Origin of the sequence: Streptomyces sp. NBC_01275, from assembly GCF_026340655.1 — a bacterium.
In the GTDB taxonomy this organism is placed as follows: Bacteria; Actinomycetota; Actinomycetes; order Streptomycetales; family Streptomycetaceae; genus Streptomyces.
On the sequence record NZ_JAPEOZ010000001.1, the window covers coordinates 5,302,005 to 5,325,716 of the forward strand.

At 70.1% G+C, this 23,712-nt stretch carries 22 protein-coding genes, 1 tRNA gene and 1 pseudogene; 10 read left to right on the forward strand and 14 right to left on the reverse strand.

Annotated features, from left to right (window positions below):
- Positions 1–671: 671 nt before the first annotated feature.
- Positions 672–941, forward strand: a complete 270-nt coding sequence (locus tag OG562_RS23355) for a hypothetical protein (RefSeq protein ID WP_266400858.1) — start codon at positions 672–674, stop codon at positions 939–941.
- A 251-nt stretch (positions 942–1,192) separates the two neighbouring features.
- Here OG562_RS23355 and OG562_RS23360 read toward each other — a convergent pair.
- From OG562_RS23360 to OG562_RS23375, 4 genes and pseudogenes are all read right to left on the reverse strand, one after another.
- Positions 1,193–1,767: pseudogene (locus tag OG562_RS23360) on the reverse strand (IS5 family transposase); the annotation flags it as partial.
- Between the two features lie 57 nt (positions 1,768–1,824).
- Positions 1,825–1,898, reverse strand: a tRNA-Pro gene (locus OG562_RS23365).
- A 42-nt stretch (positions 1,899–1,940) separates the two neighbouring features.
- Positions 1,941–2,726, reverse strand: coding sequence for a Pr6Pr family membrane protein (locus OG562_RS23370; RefSeq protein WP_266400860.1), 786 nt, complete (start codon positions 2,724–2,726; stop codon positions 1,941–1,943).
- 176 nt (positions 2,727–2,902) lie between these two features.
- Positions 2,903–3,829 carry a metallophosphoesterase gene (locus OG562_RS23375; protein WP_266400861.1) on the reverse strand — a complete coding sequence of 309 codons (927 nt, stop codon included), beginning with the start codon at positions 3,827–3,829 and terminating at the stop codon, positions 2,903–2,905.
- A 168-nt stretch (positions 3,830–3,997) separates the two neighbouring features.
- On the opposite strand from OG562_RS23375, the gene OG562_RS23380 reads away from it, so the two are divergent.
- On the forward strand, positions 3,998–4,462 hold the full coding sequence (locus OG562_RS23380) for a GatB/YqeY domain-containing protein (RefSeq protein ID WP_266400862.1): 465 nt from the start codon (positions 3,998–4,000) through the stop codon (positions 4,460–4,462).
- A gap of 188 nt (positions 4,463–4,650) precedes the next feature.
- Here the strand turns inward: OG562_RS23380 and OG562_RS23385 are convergent, their stop codons facing one another.
- Positions 4,651–6,951: a transglycosylase domain-containing protein gene (locus OG562_RS23385; RefSeq protein WP_266400865.1), complete on the reverse strand. Its 2,301-nt coding sequence runs from the start codon at positions 6,949–6,951 to the stop codon at positions 4,651–4,653.
- Between the two features lie 406 nt (positions 6,952–7,357).
- Between OG562_RS23385 and OG562_RS23390 the strand changes: the two genes are divergently transcribed.
- Positions 7,358–7,708, forward strand: coding sequence for a WhiB family transcriptional regulator (locus OG562_RS23390; protein WP_266409477.1), 351 nt, complete (start codon positions 7,358–7,360; stop codon positions 7,706–7,708).
- A gap of 14 nt (positions 7,709–7,722) precedes the next feature.
- Here the strand turns inward: OG562_RS23390 and OG562_RS23395 are convergent, their stop codons facing one another.
- Complete coding sequence (locus OG562_RS23395; RefSeq protein ID WP_266409478.1) at positions 7,723–9,087, reverse strand: ArsA family ATPase; 1,365 nt, start codon at positions 9,085–9,087, stop codon at positions 7,723–7,725.
- 134 nt (positions 9,088–9,221) lie between these two features.
- The gene (locus OG562_RS23400; protein ID WP_266400868.1) at positions 9,222–10,199 is read right to left on the reverse strand and encodes an ArsA-related P-loop ATPase; all 978 of its coding nucleotides are present in this window, start codon (positions 10,197–10,199) and stop codon (positions 9,222–9,224) included.
- Positions 10,200–10,430: 231 nt separating this feature from the next.
- On the opposite strand from OG562_RS23400, the gene OG562_RS23405 reads away from it, so the two are divergent.
- From OG562_RS23405 to OG562_RS23420, 4 genes are all read left to right on the forward strand, one after another.
- Positions 10,431–10,589: a DUF4177 domain-containing protein gene (locus OG562_RS23405; RefSeq protein WP_020129281.1), complete on the forward strand. Its 159-nt coding sequence runs from the start codon at positions 10,431–10,433 to the stop codon at positions 10,587–10,589.
- A complete protein-coding gene (locus tag OG562_RS23410; RefSeq protein WP_266400873.1) occupies positions 10,586–11,050 on the forward strand; it encodes a RidA family protein in 465 nt (154 codons plus the stop codon). Before OG562_RS23405 ends, OG562_RS23410 begins: the two co-directional genes overlap by 4 nt.
- Before the next feature lie 96 nt (positions 11,051–11,146).
- Entirely contained in the window at positions 11,147–12,028 is an 882-nt protein-coding gene (locus tag OG562_RS23415; protein ID WP_266400875.1) for an NUDIX hydrolase, read from the forward strand.
- The gene (locus OG562_RS23420; protein WP_266400878.1) at positions 12,025–12,855 is read left to right on the forward strand and encodes an MBL fold metallo-hydrolase; all 831 of its coding nucleotides are present in this window, start codon (positions 12,025–12,027) and stop codon (positions 12,853–12,855) included. Before OG562_RS23415 ends, OG562_RS23420 begins: the two co-directional genes overlap by 4 nt.
- Positions 12,856–13,105: 250 nt before the next feature.
- On the opposite strand, the gene OG562_RS23425 is transcribed toward OG562_RS23420, so the two are convergent.
- Both OG562_RS23425 and OG562_RS23430 read right to left on the reverse strand, forming a co-directional pair.
- The gene (locus tag OG562_RS23425) at positions 13,106–13,927 is read right to left on the reverse strand and encodes a nucleotidyltransferase domain-containing protein (RefSeq protein ID WP_266400880.1); all 822 of its coding nucleotides are present in this window, start codon (positions 13,925–13,927) and stop codon (positions 13,106–13,108) included.
- A 182-nt stretch (positions 13,928–14,109) separates the two neighbouring features.
- Positions 14,110–14,784 (reverse strand): Crp/Fnr family transcriptional regulator, encoded by a 675-nt coding sequence (locus OG562_RS23430; protein WP_133928442.1) that lies wholly within the window; start codon positions 14,782–14,784, stop codon positions 14,110–14,112.
- 275 nt (positions 14,785–15,059) lie between these two features.
- Here OG562_RS23430 and nth point away from each other — a divergent pair, with 275 nt between their 5' ends.
- The 3 genes from nth (at position 15,060) to OG562_RS23445 (ending at position 18,136) form a co-directional block, all read left to right on the forward strand.
- Positions 15,060–16,070, forward strand: coding sequence for an endonuclease III (gene nth / locus OG562_RS23435; protein WP_266400885.1), 1,011 nt, complete (start codon positions 15,060–15,062; stop codon positions 16,068–16,070).
- A gap of 121 nt (positions 16,071–16,191) precedes the next feature.
- Positions 16,192–16,923 (forward strand): CoA pyrophosphatase, encoded by a 732-nt coding sequence (locus OG562_RS23440; protein WP_266400888.1) that lies wholly within the window; start codon positions 16,192–16,194, stop codon positions 16,921–16,923.
- Positions 16,924–16,936: 13 nt separating this feature from the next.
- Complete coding sequence (locus tag OG562_RS23445; protein ID WP_266400891.1) at positions 16,937–18,136, forward strand: MarP family serine protease; 1,200 nt, start codon at positions 16,937–16,939, stop codon at positions 18,134–18,136.
- A 37-nt stretch (positions 18,137–18,173) separates the two neighbouring features.
- Here OG562_RS23445 and OG562_RS23450 read toward each other — a convergent pair whose 3' ends face one another.
- The 5 genes from OG562_RS23450 to acs all read right to left on the reverse strand — a co-directional run bounded on the left by OG562_RS23450 (position 18,174) and on the right by acs (position 23,655).
- Positions 18,174–18,356 carry a hypothetical protein gene (locus tag OG562_RS23450; protein ID WP_266400894.1) on the reverse strand — a complete coding sequence of 61 codons (183 nt, stop codon included), beginning with the start codon at positions 18,354–18,356 and terminating at the stop codon, positions 18,174–18,176.
- 127 nt (positions 18,357–18,483) lie between these two features.
- A complete protein-coding gene (locus OG562_RS23455; protein WP_266400898.1) occupies positions 18,484–19,422 on the reverse strand; it encodes an alpha/beta fold hydrolase in 939 nt (312 codons plus the stop codon).
- Positions 19,419–19,907 carry a phage holin family protein gene (locus OG562_RS23460; protein ID WP_266400900.1) on the reverse strand — a complete coding sequence of 163 codons (489 nt, stop codon included), beginning with the start codon at positions 19,905–19,907 and terminating at the stop codon, positions 19,419–19,421. Before OG562_RS23460 ends, OG562_RS23455 begins: the two co-directional genes overlap by 4 nt.
- A gap of 115 nt (positions 19,908–20,022) precedes the next feature.
- On the reverse strand, positions 20,023–21,495 hold the full coding sequence (gene nhaA, locus OG562_RS23465) for a Na+/H+ antiporter NhaA (protein ID WP_266400901.1): 1,473 nt from the start codon (positions 21,493–21,495) through the stop codon (positions 20,023–20,025).
- Between the two features lie 201 nt (positions 21,496–21,696).
- Positions 21,697–23,655 carry an acetate--CoA ligase gene (acs, locus tag OG562_RS23470; RefSeq protein WP_266400904.1) on the reverse strand — a complete coding sequence of 653 codons (1,959 nt, stop codon included), beginning with the start codon at positions 23,653–23,655 and terminating at the stop codon, positions 21,697–21,699.
- Positions 23,656–23,712 lie beyond the last annotated feature (57 nt).

Sequence of the window (23,712 nt, forward strand, 5' to 3'; positions counted from 1 at the left end):
ACCCGGTCCGCCGCCTGGGTGAACGGCGGCCTGGTTCTCCATTCGCCCGCAGCTCGCGATGGCTAGAACGAAGGGCGTGGTCAAGAACCTCTCCCTTCCGGGTTGTCCGTGGCTGCCCGGCATGGCCGACACCCGAAGAGGTGACCGTCTATTTCGGGGAAATAGATCAGAACTCTCCGTGAGTCGGAGTGAGGCAGGTGAAATGCTCTGCTACTTTCGGCGAGGAAACCTGGAGTGCGTTCTGTAACGGTTTCGGTCAGTTCTGTAAACGAAAGACCGACCCGATTACATAGGTTGGCGCTCAGATCATCGCAGGCATACGACCGAAAGTCGAAGGAGAGTCAATGGCGTCGGTAACGCTCTTCAATGCACTCATTTTCAATACGGATCAGATCCCTCCCGGCGGGGCCGCGGGCTACTGGGTGGGGCCGCACCCGCTATTTGACTCCGGAACCGTCACGGTCACTGCGCACGGACTGTCTGGGTTCGTCTCGGGGTCCATGGTCCTGGGGGTAGAGCTGCTCAAGACACGCAACCCGGGGGCTGGGGGCGGTTGGGACCCATACCTCGACATCACGGTGCGAAACCACGGCGACAATTATTGCCCCTATGTTCGCTTGATGGTCAGTACGGTAAACCCGTAAGCTGTTTCAGCTAAGGAGTGAAGACGGATGAAGGTAATCGCCGTCCATGACCCAGCCGGCACTATTTTGTCGCTCGTGGTGTCACCGGAAGAGGGGCCGACCTTCGGCGTGGAACCTCGCGTCGGGCAATACGTGCACACGGTGGAGATTTCAGAGCTCTCCCTTGACATGCCGGAACCTGAAATTTTCCAGCGACTGGACGAGGTGGCCAGGACCTATCGGGTCGACGTGGCGGAGCAGTTCAGTGCGGCGCCCCCGGCGCGGCTCGTCGCGAAAGGTGGCCAGACGGGCCCGTGACGATCAGGCCGACGGGGCACGCGTCCGCAGGCGTCGCGGTCCCGTGGTCGAGGTCCGCGCAGTGTGCACAGTCCTGCACCCGGAAAGGCCGTATTCCGGCCGTCAGCTGGGCCTCGCTCCAGGCATATCGCACCAATCCTTGATCCGTTGGAGTCTGGCGGACATCGGATTCGGCGGGCACATAGACAGAAGCGGCCCCGCCCGGCAGTGCCGGGCGGGGCTCTGGAGTTGGCTGGTCGTCAACGCCGGACTTAGAGGTCATTTCGATCGGTGAGTCGACGGTGGCATATGAGGGTTGCGGCGATGGCGGTGAAGGCGAGGAAGGCGGTGAAGTGTTCCGGCTTGCGCGCGTAGCGACGGTGGGGGCGTCGGCAGCCGGACATCCGGGACGCTGTTCGTCCGGGGGTCGCGACGTGAGCGGATGGGCGGGATGCCACGGACCAGCGCGATCAGGGCCTGGCTGTCGTGGAGGTTCGCAGCGGAGACACCGATCGACAGGGGCAGGCCGCTGCGGTCGACGGTGAGGTGGATTTTCGATCCGGTCTTGCCGCGGCCGGTCGGATTCGGTCCCGTCAGCTGCCCCCTTTTGGAGGCCTGGACGCTGACGGAGTCGATTGCGCAGCGCGACCAGTCCAGACCGCCCCGGGAACCGAGTTCGCCCAAGGACCAGGCGGTGAAGCTTGGCCCGCACCCGGGCCTCGGTCCACTCGGTGAACCGGCGGAAGGCGGTCACCCCCGACAGTCCGAAACCCGGTGGCAACTGGTTCCAGGTGCAGCCCGAGGTGGCCACGAAGATGATCGCGGCCAGCACCTCACGATGCCCTCGCAACGCCAGAGGGCCCTTACCTACCCGGTAAGGGCCCTCTGAACTGCTATCCAGCTGTCGGGGTGGCGGGATTTGAACCCACGACCTCTTCGTCCCGAACGAAGCGCGCTGCCAAGCTGCGCTACACCCCGATGTCGCTGCTGGTCCTGCTTCTCGCGGCGACGTCGTTTACTTTAGCCCACCGGTGGCTGGAGACGAAATCCGGTTTTGGTGCGGTGGCGGGTGGGGTTCGGGCGGGTGTGGTCGAGGGCTACGAGGAGGACGGCCAGGGCGTAGAAGGAGAGGCCCAGGAGGAGGCAGTTGGCGAGGGCGTCCTTGTAGCCGTGGGCTTCGACGTCGAGGAAGGGGTAGAGATAGCGGCCCGGTGTGCCCGGGAGGATCAACTGGGCCCGGGCGAGGGAGAACAGCAGGTAGGCCAAGGGGTAGACCATCCACGTCGCGGCCTGGCGCAGGCGTAGCCGGTCGGGGGAGGTCAGCAGCAGCCAGTCCAGCACGGCGGCCGCAGGGGTCACGGTGTGGAGGAGGTGGTTGGCGACGGCGTGCCAGCCCGAGGGGGCGGTCCCCGTGTGGGTCACGGAGAACGGGGTCGCCGTGTCCGCCAGGAGCAGGTGGTACACCAGCCCGGTGATCATCGCGTAGAGCAGGGCGGCGCCGGTCAGGGCGGAGGGAAGCGGGCGGCGGGCCGTCCAGGCGCGGCGGGCCGAGAGCAGCGTGACCAGTGCGAGCAGGATGTTGCTCTGGACCGAGAAGTTGCTCAGGACCCGCAGCGGGCTGCCGAGCAGGAGCGCGAGCGCCACGCCCGCGGCCGCCGCGCCGGCGAGGAGCAGGCGCAGACAGGCGGCGAGGGGACGGCGTACCGGAGGCACCACCGCCGAGGCGGGGACGAAGGAGGGAAGGAGCGCGTGGGTCCGCGGAATCGCGGGCAGGTCCGGGATGTCCCCGGGTATCGGCGCGGTCATGCCCTCACGCTAGGCAAGAGGGGTATATGGGGCGATTCGGGTGGGCCGTATGGCTGTATGGCCAGGGCCGTACGGGGGAAGTCGCCCGCCCCCGCCCCTGGCCTCCCGCCCCTACCTCCCGTCCCTCCGCTCCCTCCCCCTCCCCTTTACTCCCGTCCCACCAACGTCCACTCCCGTTACTCCCGCCCCACCAACGTCAACAACGTCACCTCCGGCGGGCAAGCGAACCTCACCGGTGTGTAGCGGTTCGTGCCGCAGCCTGCTGAGACGTGGAGGTAGGCCGTACGGCCCTCTGCCGTGTGGGTGGAGAGGCCCTTCACACGGTCGGTGTCCAGGTCGCAGTTGGTGATCAGGGCGCCGTAGAAGGGGATGCAGAGCTGGCCGCCGTGGGTGTGGCCGGCCAGGATCAGGGGGTAGGCGTCCGCGGTGTAGGAGTCCAGGACGCGCAGGTACGGGGCGTGCACCACGCCCATCGAGAAGTCCGCGGAGTCGGAGGGGCCGCCGGCCACCTGGGCGTAGCGGTCCCGCTTGATGTGCGGATCGTCCAGGCCGGTCAGCTCGATCGACACGCCCTCGACCTTGAGCACGCCCCGGGTGTTGGTGAGGTTCAGCCAGCCTGCCGCGTCGAAACCGTCGCGCAGGTCCTCCCACGGGTTGTGGACCACGCCGACCACGGGCGGGTTGCCGTTGAGGCCGTGGCGGCCCGCGCTCTTCTCCAGCAGGTAGCGGGCGGGGTTGCGCGGCTTCGGGCCGTAGTAGTCGTTGGAGCCGAAGACGTACGCGCCCGGGAAGTCCATCAGCGGGCCTAGGGCGTCCAGGACCTCCGGGACGCCCTCCGTGTCGGACAGGTTGTCGCCGGTGTTGATCACGAAGTCGGGGCGCAGGCCGGCCAGCGAGCGCAGCCAGCGCTGCTTCTTGCGCTGGCCGCCGACCATGTGGATGTCGGAGACCTGGAGCACCCGCAGGGGGCGCATGCCGGCGGGGAGGACGGGGACCGTCACTCGCCGCAGGCGGAAGGAGCGGGCCTCGAAACCCGCCGCGTACACCAGACCGGCGGCGCCAGCCGCCGCGATGGACAGAGGTACTCCGTATCGCGCGCGCATACGTCCATCGTGTCAGACCCCGCGGACGCCCCGTGCCCCGCGGCCCCTCCGATCGGGCCCCACCCGGCACAGTCACGGTCACCCCTGCCGCCATCCCCAACTACCTCTGCCCCGAAGCCCTTTAAATCAGCGGGCGTCCTGCCGCCGACACCTGCGACAATCAAACCCATGACCACGCTCAAGTCGAAGCTGCAGGAAGACCTCAACGCCGCGATCAAGGGGCGCGACGAGCTCCGCTCCTCGACGCTCCGGCTGACGCTCACCGCGATCACCAAGGAGGAGGTCGCGGGCAAGGAGAAGCGCGAGCTCTCCGACGACGAGGTGCAGAAGGTGATCACCCGCGAGGCGAAGAAGCGGCGCGAGGCCGCGGACGCCTTCGCGCAGGGCGGTCGTCCCGAGTCCGCCGCGCGGGAGAAGGCGGAGGGCGAGATCCTCGCCACGTATCTGCCCAAGCAGCTCGGCGACGACGAGCTGAACGACATCGTCGCCCAGGCCGTCGCGGAGGCCAAGGCCGCAGGCGCCGAGGGGCCGAGGGCCATGGGCGCCGTCATGAAGATCGTGAACCCGAAGGTGGCCGGCCTGGCCGAGGGCGGCCGCGTCGCCGCGGTCGTCAAGAAGCTCCTCGCGGGCTGACCCCGGCATGCCGACGGGCTGACCCCCCATGCCGGCCGACCGTCCCGACATGTCGGCGGCTGACCCCGGCATGCCGACCGACGGCCCCCGTACGACGAACGGCCCCTACTTCTCCGTACGTATCTGATCTGAAGTACGTGTACGGAGAAGTAGGGGCCGTTCGCCGCCGAAGCCCCGGCTAGCCGGGGCTATCCGCGGTTGCCCCCGTTGCCGTTGCCGGAGTTGGTCTGGCCCTGGAAGAAGCCGCCCGTCGACGTGTCGCCGGTGGTGGTGCCGGTCGTGTCGCCGGTGGTGCCGCCGTTCGTCGTGCCGTTGGTGAGCAGGCCGCCGATGAAGCCGTCGTCGTTGCCGGTGTCGCCGCCGTTGTCCCCGTTGCCGCCGTCGTTGTTGCCGTCTCCCTTGTCGCGGTCCTTCTCGGCGCTCGGGATGTTGACGAGGTTGAAGCTCGGGGATTCCTTGCCGGACAGGGCGCCGTTCATGGCGTCCCGCCAGATCGGGCCGGGGGTGTCGCCGCCGTAGACCTGATCGTGGTAGACGCCGCCGATGGTGATCTGGGTCATCTGGACCTTCTGGGTGGCGCTGCCGACCCAGACGGCGCCCGCGAGGTTCGGGGTGTAGCCGACGAACCAGGCGTTCTTGCGCGAGTCGGTCGTACCCGTCTTGCCGGCGCTCTCGCGGCCCGACAGACCGGCCTGCTGGCCGGTGCCGGAGTCGATCACGCCGTTCAGGAGGGTGTTGACGGTGTCCGCGGTCTTCTCGCTCATCGCGCGCGAGCAGGTCGACTTCGGGACCTCCAGCGACTTCTTCGTGCCGCCCACGGTCTGGGTGATCGACTCGATGGCGACCGGGGTGCAGTACATGCCCCGGCTGGCGAAGGCGGCGTACGCGGTCGCCATCGTCAGGGGGGAGAGGCCGGTGGAGCCGAGGGTCATGGAGGACGGGACCTCGGGGACCTTGTCGCCGTTGCCCTGGACCACGCCCAGCGCGTTGGTCATCTTCACCACGGGGCACATGCCGATGTCCGCGAGCATCTGCACGAAGTAGGTGTTGACCGACTTGGCCATCGCGTCCTTCAGGGCGTACGGCCCCTTCTCGGACTCGCTCTCGTTCTCCAGCTTGTAGTCGCCGTCGTTGACCCACGGACTGCCGCTGCACGTCTGGACCGTGGCCGGATACGACATCTCGTACGGCGCGGAGTAGGTCTGGTTGGCCGGACGGCCCTCCTCCAGCGCGGCCGCGGCCACGAACGGCTTGAACGTCGAACCGGTCGGGAAGCCGTAGTTCGAGCCGCCCATCGACGCGTTGACCGAGTAGTTGTACTCGGTCTCGTTCTTGCCGTAGCCGTACGGCTTGGACTGGCCCATCGCGAGGATCTTGCCGGTGCCGGGCTCGACGAGCGTGGCGGCCGCGGCGACCTTGTCCGACTTGTAGACGTGGTCCTTCAGCGAGTCCTGGACGGACTCCTGGGCCTGCGGCTCGAGCGTCGTACGGATCGTGAGGCCGCCCTGGTTCCAGACCTTCGCGCGCTGTTCCTTCGTCTTGCCGAAGACCGGGTCGCTGAGGAAGACCCGCTCGACGTACTTGCAGAAGAAGCTGGCGCCCTGCACGGCGGTGATGCAGCCGTTCTTCGGCTGGGTGACCTTCAGCTTCAGCGGGGTGTTCTGCGCCTTGGCGGCCTCGGCCTCGGAGATGTCGCCGACCTCGGCCATCCGCTGCAGCACGGTGTTACGGCGCTTGGTGGCCTCGGCCTCGTCGTTGACCGGGTCGTAGCGGCTGGGCGACTGGACGATGCCGGCCAGCATGGCCGCCTGCGGCAGGGTGAGGTCCTTGGCGTGCGTGGAGAAGTAGCGCTGGGCGGCCGCCTCGACGCCGTAGGCCTGCTCGCCGAAGAACGTGATGTTCAGGTAGTTCTCGAGGATCTTCTTCTTGCCGAGCTCCTCCTCCACCTGGATCGCGTACTTCAGCTCCTTGATCTTGCGGCCGAGGGTCTGCTGGGTGGCCTGCGCGACCTTCGTCGGGTCGTCGCCGGCCTCCTCCACGAAGACGTTCTTCACATACTGCTGGGTGAGCGTCGAGGCGCCCTGGGAGACCCCGCTGCTCTGCACGTTCTTGTTGAGCGCGCGCAGGACGCCCTTGAGGTCGATCGCGCCGTGCTGGTAGAAGCGCGAGTCCTCGATCGCGACGATCGCCTTCTGCATGTACGGCGAGATGTTCTTGAGGTCGACCACCGTGCGGTCACGGGAGTAGACCGAAGCGATCTGGTCGCCGTCGGCGTCGAGGATCGTGGTGCGCTGGCTCAGCGGGGGCGTCTTGAGGTTGGCCGGGAGTTCGTCGAACGACTCCACCGACCCCTTGGCGGCCAGACCCAGCGCGCCGAACGCGGGCAGCGCGATGCCCGCCATGACGGCTCCCGCGAGCACACTGACACCGAGGAACTTGGCGGCCTGCTGCGTTGGGGACAGACCACCGCCCGAGCGCTTTTTTGGCATGGGGGCAGCCTACGTTCTCATTCGCCGGACACGCGTCAATGCCTTGGCCTAAGCTGCTCTCAACTGTCACAGCAGCAGGGCTACGTATCAATACGTCCGGCGACCCCGAATCGTTCCGGAGGTTCCCAACTTTTTTGTTGGGGACGTGCCCGAATCCGCCTTGTGTGTCACCTGGCGTCCGTTGTGACTCAGTGGAACTGTCCCGTTTGTCGGGATAGTCATGTATGTCGCGGGCTCACTCCCCCGGGTGATCTGCCGCTTACGCATAGTCCGTTCGGGCCATTCAAGATTGGGCCCGAAGGGGGTGTTGCGCTGTGCCCACCTTCCGTAACGTCCTCAACTGGCGGCGGTGAATATGCCGCTGCCGCCGTGGGGGAGCCTCGATTCGGGAGAGGACGGCGCCGGTATGGGCTGGGTAACCGACTGGAGTGCGCAGGCTGCCTGCCGCACTACCGATCCGGATGAACTGTTCGTTCAGGGAGCAGCGCAGAACAGGGCCAAGGCGGTGTGCACCGGATGCCCGGTACGCACCGAATGCCTGGCGGACGCGCTCGACAACCGCGTCGAGTTCGGCGTGTGGGGAGGCATGACGGAGCGCGAGCGCCGCGCACTGCTGCGCCGGCGGCCCACCGTGACCTCGTGGCGCCGACTCCTGGAGACGGCGCGCTCGGAGTACGAGCGTGGGTACGAGCGAGGAGCGGTCATCGTGCCGCTCGACGACGACCAGATCTACGAGAACTACGCGGCGGTGAGCTGAGGGGACCCCTCGGCTCAGCTGTCGACAGCCTCGGGCAGCTCCGGCCGGTTGGCCGCGAGCCGGTTCCCGATGTCCCGCAACCCCGCGAGGTCGTGCACGTCGCCGGGCAGTGCGGCCACTTCGGCCACCGCCACCTCGGGGTGGAGGGCGGTGAAGCGGTCCCGTGTGCGCTGCTCGCGGGAGAGCAGGTGCATCCGCTCGGCATGCAGTCTCAACAGACCTGCGGTGAGATCGTCGACCGTCCGGTCCGCACCGGCGGGGGAGCCGGGCTCGGAGCCGACGGAGCCGACTGGGGGCGATTCGGGTCCGGTCGGCCCAGATGCGGCTGACTCGGGTCCGGCTGGCTCGGATGCTGCGGGCTCAGATGCTGCTGACTCGGATGCGGGAGGTTCTGAACTGTCGTACGTGTCGGGAGAGTTACGAAGTCCAGCTTTCCCGCCCTCCTGATCGACAATGCGGGACTCGTCAAGATTTTCCGCGGCTGCGAGCGCCCGCTCGGCGGACAGCTGGGCGGCGCCGCTGCCATGGACCCGGTTGAGCACCAGACCGGCCAGCGGCATGTCCTCGGCGGCCAGCCGCTGCACGAAGTAGGCGGCCTCCCGCAGCGCGTCCCGCTCGGGAGCCGCCACCACCAGGAACGCCGTCCCGGGCGCCTGGAGCAGCTTGTACGTCGCGTCCGCGCGCGTGCGGAAGCCGCCGAAGGTCGTGTCCATCGCGGCCACGAACGTCTGGACGTCCTTGAGCAGCTGGCCGCCGAGCAGCTTGCCGAGGGTGCCGGTCATCATCGACATCCCGACGTTCAGGAACTTCATCCCCGCGCGTCCGCCCAGCTTCGCCGGGGCCGTCAGCAGCCGGATCAGCTTGCCGTCCAGGAACGACCCGAGCCGCTTCGGCGCGTCGAGGAAGTCCAGAGCCGAACGCGACGGTGGCGTGTCCACGATGATCAGGTCCCACTCGTCCCTGGCGCGCAGCTGCCCCAGCTTCTCCATCGCCATGTACTCCTGCGTGCCCGCGAAGCCCGCCGAGAGCGACTGGTAGAAGGGGTTGCCCAGGATCGCGGCGGCCCGCTCGGGGTCCGCGTGCGCCTCGACGATCTCGTCGAAGGTGCGCTTCATGTCGAGCATCATGGCGTGCAGGTCGCCGGTCGCGGAGTCGTCCACGCCCTTCACCCGGCGCGGGGTGTTGTCGAGCGAGTCGATGCCCATGGACTGGGCGAGCCGGCGCGCGGGGTCGATGGTGAGGACCACCACCTTGCGGCCGCGCTCGGCGGCCCTGAGCCCCAGCGCCGCCGCGGTCGTCGTCTTGCCGACCCCGCCCGAGCCGCAGCACACCACGATGCGGGTCGCCGGATCGTCGATCAGCGGATCGACGTCCAGCACGGGCGCGGGGGAGAGCCGACGGGCGCCGCCGTCCTGTGCGTGCTGGGACGAGGACGCGGCCTTGGCGGCGGCTCGGGCCGGATCCGGACTCACGCGATCCCCGCTCACGCGATCCCCACTCCTGCGATCCCCACTCATGCGACCCCCTGCTTCCGCAGCTCGGCGGCGAGTTCGTACAGGCCCGCGAGGTCCATGCCCTCGGCGAGCAGCGGCAGTTCGTGCAGCGGCAGGTCCAGGTCGCTCAGGACCGCGCGCTGCTCGTGCTCCAGCGCATACCGCTCGGCGTACTCCTCGGCCTGCTTCAGGAGCGGGTCCACCAGCCGCTCGGCATGCCCGCCGCGCCGCGCCCCGCCGAGCCCGGCGGCGGACAACGACCGGGCGACAGAAGAACGCGTCAGGCCCCGTACGAGTTCCAGCTCGTTCTCGTCCAACACCTCGGGCCGCACCATGTTCACGATGACCCGCCCGACCGGGAGTCTGGCCGCCCGGAGCTCGGCGATGCCGTCCGCGGTCTCCTGGACGGGCATCTCCTCCAGCAGCGTCACCATGTGCACGGCCGTCTCCGGCGACTTCAGCACCCGCATCACGGCCTGCGCCTGATTGTGTATCGGGCCGATCTTGGCCAGGCCGGCGACCTCGTCGTTCACGTTCAGAAAGCGGGTGACGCGGCCCGTGGGCGGGGCGTCCATGACGACGTAGTCGTACACGAACCGCCCCTGCTTGTCCTTCCTGCGCACCGACTCGCACGCCTTGCCGGTGAGGAGTACGTCCCTCAGGCCGGGCGCGACGGTGGTGGCGAAGTCGATGGCGCCGAGCTTCTTCAGGGCTCGCCCGGCGCTCCCCAGTTTGTAGAACATCTGGAGGTAGTCCAGAAGGGCCAGCTCGGGGTCGATGGCGAGGGCGTACACCTCACCGCCCCCCGGAGCGACCGCGATCTTCCGTTCTTCATAGGGCAACGTCTCCGTCTCGAAGAGCTGCGCGATGCCTTGCCGGCCCTCCACCTCGACGAGAAGCGTCCGCTTCCCTGCCGTGGCGAGGGCCAGCGCGAGGGCCGCGGCGACCGTCGTCTTTCCGGTCCCGCCCTTGCCGCTGACGACCTGGAGCCTGCTCACATCATCGAGCGTAACCAGTCCGCGCCCGAGGCAACCGGGAGGCTGTGGACAACGGGAGTGATTATCGGCCACATGGCCTGGGGCCACTGGGGATACGGGTGCCCGGCGGCGGCTGCCGACGGCTGCCTGCGGGTGCCGACGCACAGCCTGTGGACGCCGGCCCCGCCCGTGCCGCGATCGGCCGTCTGGCCTGGGGCAGGTGCCGTCCCGTGCAGCGGATACAGTCGGCGCATGACCAAGTGGGAATACGCAACCGTGCCGCTGCTCGTCCACGCCACGAAGCAGATTCTGGACACCTGGGGCGAGGACGGCTGGGAGCTCGTCCAGGTCGTGCCCGGGCCGAACAACCCCGAGCAGCTCGTGGCCTACCTGAAGCGGGCGAAGGCGTGAGCGCGGTCGAGGCGAAGCTCGCCGAGCTGGGCCTGACCCTGCCGGCGGTAGTGCCGCCCCTCGCGGCCTACCAGCCGGCCGTGCTGTCCGGCCCGTACGTGTTCACGTCCGGCCAGCTGCCCATGGTGGACGGCAAGCTGCCGGTCACCGGCAAGGTCGGCGCGGAAGTCACCCCCGAGGAGGCCAAGCAGCTGGCCCGCACCTGCGCGCTGAACGCCCTGGCCGCCGTCAAGTCGGTCGCGGGCGACCTGGACCGCATCGCGCGCGTGGTGAAGGTCGTCGGCTTCGTGGCGTCGGCCTCGGACTTCACCGGCCAGCCCGCCGTCGTCAACGGCGCGAGCGAACTGCTGGGCGAGGTCCTGGGCGACAAGGGCGTGCACGCGCGCAGTGCGGTGGGCGTCGCGGTGCTGCCGCTGGACGCGCCCGTGGAGGTCGAGATCCAGGTCGAGCTCGTCCCGTAGGCACGCCAGGCGAGCCAGGCCAGCCAGGCACGCCAGGCATGCTCTGACCTCGGGTACCTCTCGAACATTCGCTCCCCAGGGGATAGCCTCGCGCCCATGGCGAATGGGCAGTGGTTCCCCCCGGACTGGCCGGAACGCATCCGCGCGCTGGCGGACGGCACGCTGACACCCGTCACGCCCAAGCGCGCGGCCACCGTCATGCTCCTGAAAGACGCCGGCGACGGCTCGACGGTCGTCCACATGCTGCGCAGACGCGCCTCCATGGCCTTCGCCGGAGGCGCGTACGCCTACCCCGGCGGCGGCGTCGACCCGCGCGACGACGACCGTCAGGTGCGCTGGGCGGGCCCCACGCGCGCGTGGTGGGCCGAGCGCCTCGGCGTCGACGAGACGGCGGCCCAGGCGATCGTCTGCGCGGCCGTCCGGGAGACGTACGAGGAGGCCGGCGTCCTGCTCGCGGGGCCGACCCCCGACTCGGTGGTCGGCGACACGACCGGCGCCGACTGGGAGACCGACCGTGCGGCCCTGGTCGCCCGTGACCTGTCGTTCGCGGAGTTCCTCGACCGCCGCGGACTGGTCCTGCGCTCTGACCTCCTCGGCGCCTGGACGCGCTGGATCACCCCGGAGTTCGAGCCCCGCCGCTACGACACCTGGTTCTTCGTGGCCGCCCTCCCCGAGGGCCAGCGCACCCGCAACGTCTCCACGGAGGCCGACCGCACGGTGTGGATCCGCCCGGCGGACGCGGCGGCCTCGTACGACAAGGGCGAGCTGCTGATGATGCCGCCCACCATCGCGACCCTGCGTCAGCTCGCTCCGCACGCCGGCGCCGCCGAGGCGCTCGCCGCGGCCCCCGAGCGCGATCTGACCCCCGTCCTGGCGCAGGCCCGCCTCGCGGACGGCGAGGTCGTGCTGTCCTGGCCGGGCCACGACGAGTTCACCCAGCACATCCCGCTCGCCCGGACCGGTGGAGGCCCCGCATGACCGACGCAGCGGCCCTCCCCGGGCAGCCTCGCGGCGGAGTCCTCTCGGGCCCCGCCACCTCCCGCGCGGTCAACGTCCTCGCGCCCAACGCCTCCGCGATGACCCTGGACGGCACGAACACCTGGATCGTCTCCGAGCCCGGCTCCGAGCTGGCGGTCGTGATCGACCCGGGCCCGCTGGACGACGCACACCTGCGCGCGGTCGTCGACACCGCCGAGCAGGCCGGCAAGCGCGTCGCCCTCACCCTGCTCACGCACGGCCACCCCGACCACGCCGAGGGCGCCGTCCGCTTCGCCGAGCTGACCGGCGCCAAGGTGCGGGCCCTGGACCCCGCGCTGCGGCTCGGCGACGAGGGCCTGGGCGCCGGGGACGTGATCACGGTCGGCGGCCTGGAGCTGCGGGTCGTCCCGACCCCGGGCCACACCGCCGACTCCCTGTGCTTCCACCTCCCGGCCGACCGGGCGGTCCTGACCGGCGACACGATCCTGGGGCGCGGTACGACGGTCGTGGCGCACCCCGACGGCCGTCTCGGCGACTATCTGGACTCCCTGCGGCGGCTGAGGTCCCTCACGGTCGACGACGGCGTCCACACCGTCCTGCCCGGCCACGGACCCGTCCTGGAGGACGCCCAGGGCGCCGTCGAGTTCTACCTCGCCCACCGCGCCCACCGCCTCGCCCAGGTCGAGACGTCCGTCGAGAACGGCCACCGCGCCCCCGCCGAGGTCGTCGCACACGTGTACGCCGACGTGGACCGCTCCCTGTGGCCCGCGGCGGAGCTGTCGGTACGGGCGCAGCTGGAGTACCTGGAGGAGCACGGGCTCATCTAGGACCGGTCCGGCCGCTCATGCCGCAGACGCGGGGTCGGTCTGACACGCACTCCCTCAGGGGCCCCCATCGCGTCGACTCCCTCCTCCGGATTGCCCCTGCACGCCCCAGACCCCGCTCACCCCCGCTCCAAGGCCCCGCCCGCCCGTTTCCTGCGACTTGGTCGGCCGGACAGGCACTGGCCCGAGCCCAGGCGGGTCCGGTCAGGCCCGGTCGCGATCTGTCGCCGCTTGATCGCCGCCGAATCGCCGCCTAGTCGGGTCTGGGGGCCTTGATGCCGTGCACGCGCGCGTACTCGTCCGCGAGCCACGGCCCGAGATCGTCGACGTACGTCCTGAGCACGTCTGCGTCCCCCGTCGGCTCGTAGCCGAGTACGGCCGCTGTCCGTAGCTGCTGCGCCCGCTGCGGGTAGTACCCGCCGAACGCCTCCGCCATCTCGTGCAGGTCGCTCGTCCAGCCGTTCCAGCGGGGCATGACGAGCGTGAACGCGGTGCGCACGAGGCGGCGGGACATGAACCGTACGAGGGGTCGGCGGGCCTCGTCGGAGTCGTCCGCCGAGACGATGCGCTCGCGCCAGCGGGGGAGCGCCAGGGCGAGGTCTCCGTTGGTCTCGCGCGCGAGCAGCGAGTCGGGACGGTAGCGGGGAAGGTGTTCGGCGAGGTCCTCGCCCAGCAGCGGCGTGCACAGGCACGCGACGAACCACCCCAGGTCGTACGTCTCCAGGTCGCTCAGCACGCGCGCGCGGCTGACCATGAGCGTCCCACCGCCGTCGATCTGGGGGAACTCTCTGTCGAGGGCCTCGTCGAGGACACGGCCGTCGGCCCGGTCCGTCTCCGTGGGCTCCTCGTACAGGGCCACTAGGAGGTCGAGATCGCTGCGGCCCACGCGTGCGGTGCCGCGCGGAATCGAGCCGTAGAGGTACGCGCTGTGCAGCCGCGCCCCGAAGAGCTCCAGGATCCGGTCCCGGGCGGCTGCGGCGACGGGACGGAAGTCGTGTGGCACGCGCGCGAGAGAGCCTTCGCGGGCGATGTAGCCCTGAGGGTCGAGACCTCTGGAGAGAACCGTTTCAGCCATGGGACAACTGTGCCAACCACAGCCCGTCCGACGTCCGACGTGACGTCCGACGTTTGGTGTTCGGCGTCCGGTGTTCGGCGTCTGAGGACGAAGGCGTTCAGATCGAGGGGGCTGTCGAGGGGGCTGGGGGCGGCAGCCCCCAGTGACGGTCGCACCGACCGACCTCACCCCTCGGGCGGCGGCTAGCGCGACCGCTTCGCCAGCCGCTCCACGTCCAGCAGGATGACCGCCCGCGCCTCCAGGCGGAGCCACCCGCGCTGGGCGAAGTCCGCCAGCGCCTTGTTCACGGTCTCGCGCGACGCGCCGACGAGCTGGGCCAGCTCCTCCTGCGTCAGGTCGTGCACGACGTGGATGCCCTCCTCGGACTGCACGCCGAAGCGCCGGGAGAGGTCCAGCAGGGCCCGGGCCACGCGGCCGGGGACGTCCGAGAAGACCAGGTCGGACATGGCGTCGTTGGTCTTGCGCAGACGCCGGGCGACGGCGCGCAGCAGCGCGGAGGCCACCTCGGGGCGCGCGTTCAGCCAGGGCTGGAGGTCGCCGTGGCCGAGGCCGAGCAGCTTGACCTCGGTCAGCGCGGTGGCGGTCGCCGTGCGCGGGCCCGGGTCGAAGAGCGACAGCTCGCCGATCAGCTCGCTGGGCCCCACCACCGCCAGCATGTTCTCCCGGCCGTCCGGGGACGTGCGGTGAAGCTTCACCTTGCCCTCGGTGACGACATAGAGCCGGTCGCCCGGGTCGCCTTCGTGGAACAGCGAGTCTCCACGGGCGAGGGTCACCTCGCTCATGGAGGCGCGCAGCTCTGCGGCCTGCTCGTCGTCGAGAGCCGCGAAGAGCGGGTTGCGCCGCAGGACGTCGTCCACGAGTTCTCTCCTTGTCGACCTGCTCAGGGGATCTTGCTCCCCCGCTTACCAGGGGACCGTGCTCCCCATTTTGCCGGACGGTCCAAACAGTGTGATCTGTCACAAGGATGCCGCACACGTGTCCCGAGGTAAGCGGCAGGGGTCCAATTGGGGGCTGATCTTCAGGGTCCGGGGCGGATGTCAGTGCCGGGCTCTAGGCTGGCCGGGTGTCCAAATCGCCGGTGAGAGCACAGGCCGAGGGGGCTGGGCGGGTGGTTGTACGTCGCGATTCCGCTGTGGGCGAACGGGCCTCCGGCGGCGGTAAGGAAACGGCAAAAGTGACAAAGAAGACGGCTGCCGGAAAATCGGTCGAGGCGGGGAAAACGGCTGCGACGAAGAAGGCGCCTCCGGTGAAGGCGAAGAAGGCGGCCGGGACGCAGGAGACACCTGCGGCGAAGAAGGCGACCGCGGCGGCGAAAGCGCCCGCTGTGGCGAAGACGCCTGCTGTCGCCGCCGTGGCCCCGGCCGGAAAGCCCGAGTCCCGCACCGCTGTCGTCCGTCGTGCCCGCCGCATCAACCGCGAGCTCGCCGAGGTCTACCCCTACGCCCACCCCGAGCTGGACTTCGAGAACCCCTTCCAGCTCCTGGTCGCCACGGTCCTGTCCGCCCAGACCACCGACCTCCGGGTGAACCAGACGACCCCCGCGCTCTTCGCGAAGTACCCCACGCCGGAGGACCTGGCCGCCGCCGATCCGGAGGAGGTCGAGGAGATCCTCCGCCCGACCGGCTTCTTCCGTGCCAAGACCAAGTCGGTCATAGGGCTCTCCAAGGGCCTGACCGAGGAGTTCGGCGGCGAGGTCCCCGGTCGGCTCGAGGACCTGGTGAAGCTGCCCGGCGTGGGTCGCAAGACCGCCTTCGTGGTGCTGGGCAACGCGTTCGGCCGCCCCGGGATCACCGTGGACACGCACTTCCAGCGGCTCGTGCGACGCTGGCGGTGGACCGAGGAGACCGAGCCGGACAAGATCGAGGCCGCGATCGGCGCGCTCTTCCCCAAGAGCGAGTGGACGATGCTCTCGCACCACGTGATCTTCCACGGCCGCCGTATCTGCCACGCCCGCAAGCCCGCCTGCGGCGCCTGCCCCATCGCCCCGCTCTGCCCGGCGTACGGCGAGGGCGAGACGGACCCCGAGAAGGCGACGAAGCTCCTGAAGTACGAGAAGGGCGGCTTCCCCGGCCAACGGCTGAAGCCGCCCCAGGCCTACCTCGACGCGGGCGGCAGGCCGGCCCCGCCGCTGGGGGCCGGATGACGGGACGACGACCGGCAGCGGGCCAGGCCACGGGGCGATCAGCCGCGGGGCGGCGACAGGCCGCGGAACGATCTGTGGGCCGTCGGGCGTTGGACTCGGCAGAACGGGGGGTGGTGTGGCGATGACGAGGGCGAGCAATACGCAGAACAATGCCCAGGGCAGGACGCAGGGCAGTGATCAGGGCGATCCGGTGACGCTCAGCAAGAAGGGTCTGCCCGACTGGCTGGACCCGGTGGTGCGGGCCGTGGAGACGGTCCAGCCGGTCCAGCTCAGCCGTTTCCTGCCGCCCCAGGACGGTGGAGGCCGACAGTCCGCAGTCCTGATCCTGTTCGGCGAGGGCGAGCGCGGCCCCGAGCTGCTGCTCATGGAGCGTGCGACCTCGCTGCGCTCGCACGCCGGACAGCCCTCCTTCCCCGGCGGCGCCCTCGACCCGGAGGACGGCGATCCGCACGGTGACGGCCCCCTGCGGGCCGCCCTGCGCGAGGCCGAGGAGGAGACCGGCCTCGATCCTGCCGGCGTCCAGCTCTTCGGCGTGCTGCCCAAGCTGTACATCCCGGTCAGCGGCTTCGTCGTCACACCGGTCGTGGGCTGGTGGCGCGAGCCGAGCCCGGTCGGCGTCGTCGACCCGGGCGAGACGGCCCGGGTCTTCACGGTCCCCGTGGCGGATCTCACGGACCCCGCCCACCGCGCCACCACCGTCCACCCCGCCGGCCACCGCGGCCCGGCATTCCTGGTCGAATCCGCCCTCGTCTGGGGCTTCACGGCCGGCGTGATCGACCGCCTGCTGCACTACGCGGGCTGGGAGCGGCCCTGGGACCGCGAGAAGCAGGTCCCGCTCGACTGGCGGTCATGACAGGGTGTCGTTCGTGAATGTGCTGGACATCCTGTTGCTGCTCGCGGCCGTATGGTTCGCGGTCGTCGGCTACCGCCAGGGCTTCGTCGTCGGCATCCTGTCGGTGATCGGATTCCTGGGCGGCGGCCTCGTCGCCGTCTACCTGCTGCCCGTGGTCTGGGACTGGCTGACCGACAACTCCGAGGTGAGCACCACGGCCGCCGTCGTCGCGGTCGTCGTCGTGATCGTCTGCGCCTCGATCGGGCAGGCCCTGACCACCCACCTCGGCAACAAGCTGCGCCGGTACATCACCTGGTCCCCGGCCCGCGCGCTCGACGCGACCGGCGGCGCGCTGGTCAACGTGGTGGCCATGCTTCTGGTGGCCTGGCTGATCGGGTCCGCGCTCGCCGGCACCACCCTGCCCACGCTGGGCAAGGAGGTCCGTAGCTCCAAGGTGCTGCTCGGGGTGTCCCAGGCGCTGCCCGACCAGGCCGACACCTGGTTCGCCGACTTCTCCACCGTCCTCGCGCAGAACGGCTTCCCGCAGGTCTTCAGCCCGTTCTCCAACGAGCCGATCACCGACGTACAGCCGCCCGATCCGGCCCTGGCCGACAGCCCGGTGGCCGCCAGCGCGCAGCATTCCATCGTGAAGGTCATGGGCACCGCCGAGAGCTGCGGCAAGGTCCTGGAGGGCACCGGCTTCGTCTTCGGCGAGCGCCGCGTCATGACCAACGCGCATGTCGTGGGCGGCGTCGACGAGCCGACCGTCCAGATAGGCGGCGAGGGCCGCAAGTACGACGCCACGGTCGTGCTGTACGACTGGAAGCGCGACATCGCCGTCCTCGACGTACCGGATCTCGACGCGCCCGCGCTGCGGTTCACCACCGACGACGCGGAGAGCGACGACAGCGCGATCGTCGCCGGGTTCCCGGAGAACGGGTCGTACGACGTCCGTCCCGCGCGCGTGCGTGGGCGCATCACGGCCAACGGCCCGGACATCTACCACCGTGGCACCGTCCGCCGCGATGTGTACTCGCTGTACGCCACGGTCCGTCAGGGGAACTCCGGCGGCCCGCTGCTCACCACCGACGGCCAGGTGTACGGCGTGGTCTTCGCGAAGTCCCTCGACGACGCCGACACCGGCTACGCGCTCACCGCGGACGAGATCCAGCAGGACATCGCCCAGGGGCGTACCGCGGGCCAACAGGTGGACAGCGACAGTTGCGCCCTCTGAGTTCCCCGGAAGGGGACGTCCCAGAGGGCGGGTGTCGTCAGCCTCGAGGGTGACGCAGGCGCACCGAGACCCAACGGGCCCGGCGGCGCAGAATGCGCGGAATGCCCACCCGGAGGTCGGTGCCCGGCAACTGCGGGTCGGCGCCTCGGCGGTGGGAGCTCAGGCCATTGGCCGAGCGGCGGTTGCGTGCGGCGTCACTGTAGTCGTGCGTCCAGCCCATACCCCGACGTCTGCCCCTGCCCCAAGGTCGATAACCGCCCTCGGACCCGCCAATCGGCCTATGCGCCAGGCAATTGGCTGTTCGTAGTACAGCTGTTCTGGTCCGGATACCGGGCGCTCGCCGCCGCTCACCGGTCGGGTTCGGGGTCTTTCAGCCAGTTGACCAGTTCGGTGGAGAAGGCGACCGGATCCTCCTCGTGCGGGAAGTGCCCGAGCCCGTCGAACAGCCGCCAGCGGTACGGCGCTTCGACGTACTCGCCGGAGCCGGCCGCGCTGCGGGTGCGCATCACCGGATCGAGGGAACCGTGCAGATGGAGCGTCGGCACCCGCACGGGCCGCTTCATGCGCCGGTAGAACTGGACGCCGTCCGGCCGCGCCAGGGACCGCACCAGCCACCGGTACGGCTCCAGGGAGCAGTGGGCCGTGGAGGGGATGCACATCGCGCGCTGGTACGTCTCGACGGCCTCGTCGTCCGGCAGCAGCGGCCCGGACCAGTCCCGGATGAGCCGGCCCACCAGCGCCCCGTCGTCGGCGGTCAGTTGCCGCTCGGGGACCCAGGGCCGCTGGAACCCCCAGATGTGGGAGCTCGCGGACGTCTGCCGGACGTCGGCGAGCATCGCCGAGCGCCACCGCCGCGGGTGCGGCATCGAGGCGACGGCGAGCCGCCGTACGAGCTTGGGGCGCATCACGGCCGCCGTCCACGCCAGATAGCCGCCCAGGTCGTGGCCGACCAGGGCGGCGTCCGGCTCGCCGAGCGAGCGGATCACGCCGGTGATGTCGAGGGCGAGGTTGGCCGGGTCGTAGCCGCGGGGTGTGCGGTCGCTGCCGCCCACGCCCCGCAGGTCCATCGCGACGGCCCGGAAGCCCGCGTCGGCCAGTGCGGTCAGCTGGTGCCGCCAGGTCCACCAGAACTGCGGGAAGCCGTGGACCAGCATGACCAGCGGACCGTCGCCGACCTCCGCGATGTGGAAGCGTGCGCCGTTCGCCGCGACTTCGCGATGGGTCCAGGGGCCTTCCGGCCGGACGACCGAAGCGGGTTGCGCCGAAGGAGTGCCGGGGTCCGTCATGACGACGAGCGTGCCACAGCCTCGATGGCCTCCGGGACACGGTCCTGCGGCAGCTCGGGCCGCGGGTGCGGCTTCGCGTTCTGCAGGACGCCCGCCGACTCCTTCATCGAGGCGGCCACCTTCTGCGGACCCTTGCTCTTCTGCGCCTTCTTCGCGAAGACCACGCCGATCAGCGCGAGGCCGCCGGCGATCAGGACGTTCGCCGCGAAGGAGAGCAGGAAGCAGACCGCGAGATTCCAGTCGCTCCAGGTCCGGATGCCGTACGCCAGCGCGAAGTTCAGCATCGGCAGGGAGAACACCAGGACCGCGCCGGCCACCGTGAACGCGCCGCCGCTCACCGCCCCGCGCTTGACGTCCTGCTTCAGCTGAGCCTTCGCCAGCGCGATCTCGTCGTGCACCAGCGCGGACAATTCGGTCGTCGCCGAGGCGAACAGCTGGCCGATGCTGCGTTCGGCGCCGACCGGGCTGCCGTCGGGTGCGCTCATCGGGGTCTCCCTTTTCTGCTGCGGGTGCTTCTGGCTTCTGTGCTGCCTGCTGCTTCTGTGCTGCCTGCTGCTTCTGACTTCTTTGTACCGTCTTCTTTTGTACCGTCCCGTCAGATCATGCCGGACGGTCGCCGTCCTCGCCCGCCCCGCCCGGCACTTCGGCCAGCCCGTGGCGCGCGGCGGCCTGTTCCCCGGCGATCCGCCGGGCGATCTCCGCGGCGGTCCTGCGGTGCTCGGCGGCCTTACGGTCGTGGATCTCCGCCATGCGCAGGTGGTACGCGGGGTCGTCCTGCTCGTAGACGTCCGGGATGCCGTCGAGGTCGTCGTCGCGCTCCTCGGCCTCCCACATCCGCCGGTACTTGGCGTTGCGCAGCTTCAACAGGACCGTCGCCAGGGTCGCCGCGATCAGCGAGCCCAGCAGGACGGCGGCCTTCACCTCGTCGGTCAGGACCGCGTCGCCCTCGAAGGCCAGCTCCCCGATCAGCAGCGACACGGTGAAGCCGATGCCGGCGAGGGACGCGACGGCGAAGACGTCCGCCCAGGCGAGGTCCTCGCTGAGGGAGGCCCGGGTGAACCGGACGGTCAGCCAGGTCCCGCCGAAGATGCCGATCGTCTTGCCGACGACGAGACCGAGGACGACGCCCAGGGTCTCCGGCCTCGCGAACACGTCCCCGAGCGCCCCGCCCGAGAGCGTGACCCCGGCGCTGAACAGAGCGAACAGCGGGACCGCGAGACCCGCGGACAGGGGGCGTACGAGGTGTTCGACGCGTTCGCCGGGGGAGTGCTCCTCGCCTTCGCGGGTCGTGCAGCGCAGCATCAGGCCCATGGCGACGCCGGCGATGGTCGCGTGGACGCCGCTGTTGTACATCAGCGCCCAGACGACGAGCGCGAGCGGGACGTACACGTACCAGCCGCGTACGCCCTTGCGCAGCAGCAGCCAGAAGACGACGAGGCCGGCGATCGCGCCGCCGAGCGCGGCGAAGTCGATGTCCGCGGTGAAGAAGACCGCGATGATCAGGATCGCGAACAGGTCGTCGACGACGGCGAGGGTGAGCAGGAAGGCGCGCAGGGCGCTCGGCAGGGACGTGCCGATGACGGCGAGCACGGCGAGCGCGAACGCGATGTCGGTCGCGGTGGGCACCGCCCAGCCGCCCAGGGAACCCCCGCCGCCGAGGCTCGTGAGCGTGTACACGAGCGCCGGTACGGCCATCCCGCACAGCGCGGCCACCACGGGGAGCGCGGCGGCCCTGGGGTCCTTGAGGTCGCCGGCGACCAGTTCGCGCTTGAGCTCGATGCCGGCGACGAAGAAGAAGACCGCGAGGAGGCCGTCGGCCGCCCAGTGCGCGACGGACAGGTCCAGGCCGAGGGCCTCGGGGCCCAGGTGGTAGTGGCTGACGCTCTCGTAGCTGTCGTGCAGTGCGGGTACGTTCGCCCAGATCAGCGCCGTGACCGCAGCCGCCAGGAGCAGTACACCGCCGACGGTCTCGGTGCGCAGCGCGTCCGCGACGAAGGTCCGCTCGGGCAGGGACAGACGTCCGAGGACCCTGCGAGGGGTGGGGGTGGGCGCGGGGGTGCGGGGCGCGGTCACGGGGGAGACCTCCGGTCGGTGGGCAGCACAGAGCACTTGCCGACCAGACTTCCCGGCACACCTTCTCGATCCTGGCGCGTCCTTGACGCTTTGCTTAGTTTACCTAAGATGCGGCGGGACGGATCCGGCGGGTCTCACGTTATGCGCAAAAGGGGCGTCCGGCGCGTCCCGCCGGGCGCCCCTCGGGGACGTATGCGCTGCTCAGTCCTCGCTCGGCGCCGCCGGGAGCTTCGCCTGGATGAGGTCCATGACAGTGGAGTCGGTCAGGGTCGTGACGTCGCCGAGCTGGCGGTTCTCCGCCACGTCACGCAGCAGCCTGCGCATGATCTTGCCGGAGCGGGTCTTCGGCAGTTCGGCGACCGGCAGGACGCGCTTGGGCTTGGCGATCGGGCCGAGGGTGGTGCCGACGTGGTTGCGCAGTTCGGCGACGAGGCCCTCGTCCTCGGCGTTCGCCGTGCCGCGCAGGATGACGAAGGCGACGATGGCCTGTCCGGTCGTCTCGTCCGCCGCGCCGACCACGGCCGCCTCGGCCACCGAGGGGTGGGAGACGAGCGCCGACTCGACCTCGGTGGTGGAGATGTTGTGGCCGGAGACGAGCATGACGTCGTCGACGCGGCCCAGCAGCCAGATGTCGCCGTCGTCGTCCTTCTTCGCGCCGTCGCCGGCGAAGTACTTGCCCTCGAAGCGGGACCAGTAGGTGTCGAGGAAGCGCTGGTCGTCGCCCCAGATGGTGCGCAGCATGGACGGCCACGGCTCGGTGAGCACCAGGTACCCGCCGCCTCCGTTGGGCACCTCGTTGGCCTCGTCGTCGACGACGGTCGCGGAGATGCCGGGCAGCGGCGTCTGGGCGGAGCCGGGCTTGGTGTGGGTGACGCCGGGCAGCGGGGAGATCATCATCGCGCCGGTCTCGGTCTGCCACCAGGTGTCGACGATGGGGGTCCGGTCGGCGCCGATGTGCTTGCGGTACCAGATCCACGCCTCGGGGTTGATGGGCTCGCCGACCGAGCCGAGGACGCGCAGGGAGGAGAGGTCGAACTTCGCGGGGATGTCGTCGCCCCACTTCATGAACGTACGGATGGCGGTCGGCGCCGTGTACAGGATCGTCACCCCGTACTTCTGCACGATCTCCCAGAAGCGGCCCTGGTGCGGGGTGTCCGGGGTGCCCTCGTACATGACCTGGGTCGCGCCGTTGGCCAGCGGGCCGTAGACGATGTAGGAGTGCCCGGTGACCCAGCCGACGTCGGCGGTGCACCAGTACACGTCCGACTCCGGCTTGAGGTCGAAGACCGCGTGGTGGGTGTACGCGGCCTGGGTGAGGTAGCCGCCGGAGGTGTGCAGGATGCCCTTCGGCTTCCCCGTCGTGCCGGACGTGTAGAGGATGAACAGCGGGTGCTCGGCCTCGAACGCCTCCGGGGTGTGCTCCGCCGACTGCCGCTCGACGATCTCGTGCCACCACACGTCCCGGCCGTCCTTCCATGCGACGTCCTGGCCGGTGCGGCGGACGACGAGGACGTGCTCGACGTTGTCCACGCGGTCGACCGCGTCGTCGACGGCCGGCTTCAGCGCGGACGGCTTGCCGCGCCGGTAGCCGCCGTCGGAGGTGATGACGACCCGCGCGTCGGCGTCCTGGATGCGGGTCGCCAGCGCGTCCGCGGAGAAGCCGCCGAAGACGACGGAGTGCGCCGCGCCGATCCGGGCGCAGGCCAGCATCGCGACCGCCGTCTCCGGGATCATCGGCATGTAGACGGCGACCCGGTCGCCCTTCTGAACCCCCAGCTCCAGCAGGGCGTTGGCCGCCTTCGACACCTCGTCCTTGAGCTCGGCGTAGGTGATCGCACGGCTGTCGCCGGGCTCGCCCTCGAAGTGGATGGCGACCCGGTCGCCGTGTCCGGCCTCCACATGGCGGTCGACGCAGTTGTACGCGACGTTGAGCTCGCCGTCCTTGAACCACTTGGCGAACGGCGGGTTCGACCAGTCCAGCGTCTCCGTCGGCTCCTTGGCCCAGGCCAGCCGACGGGCCTGCTCCGCCCAGAAGCCGAGCCTGTCAGCCTTGGCCTGTTCGTACGCCTCCGCCGTGACGTTGGCGTTGGCAGCCAGGTCGACGGGCGGCGCGAACCTGCGCTCTTCTTTGAGCAGGTTGGCCAGGCTTTCGTTGCTCACGACATCTCCCTCTCGAAGGGTGTCCGTGTCCGTTGTGTCCCAGGCCACAGCTCATCA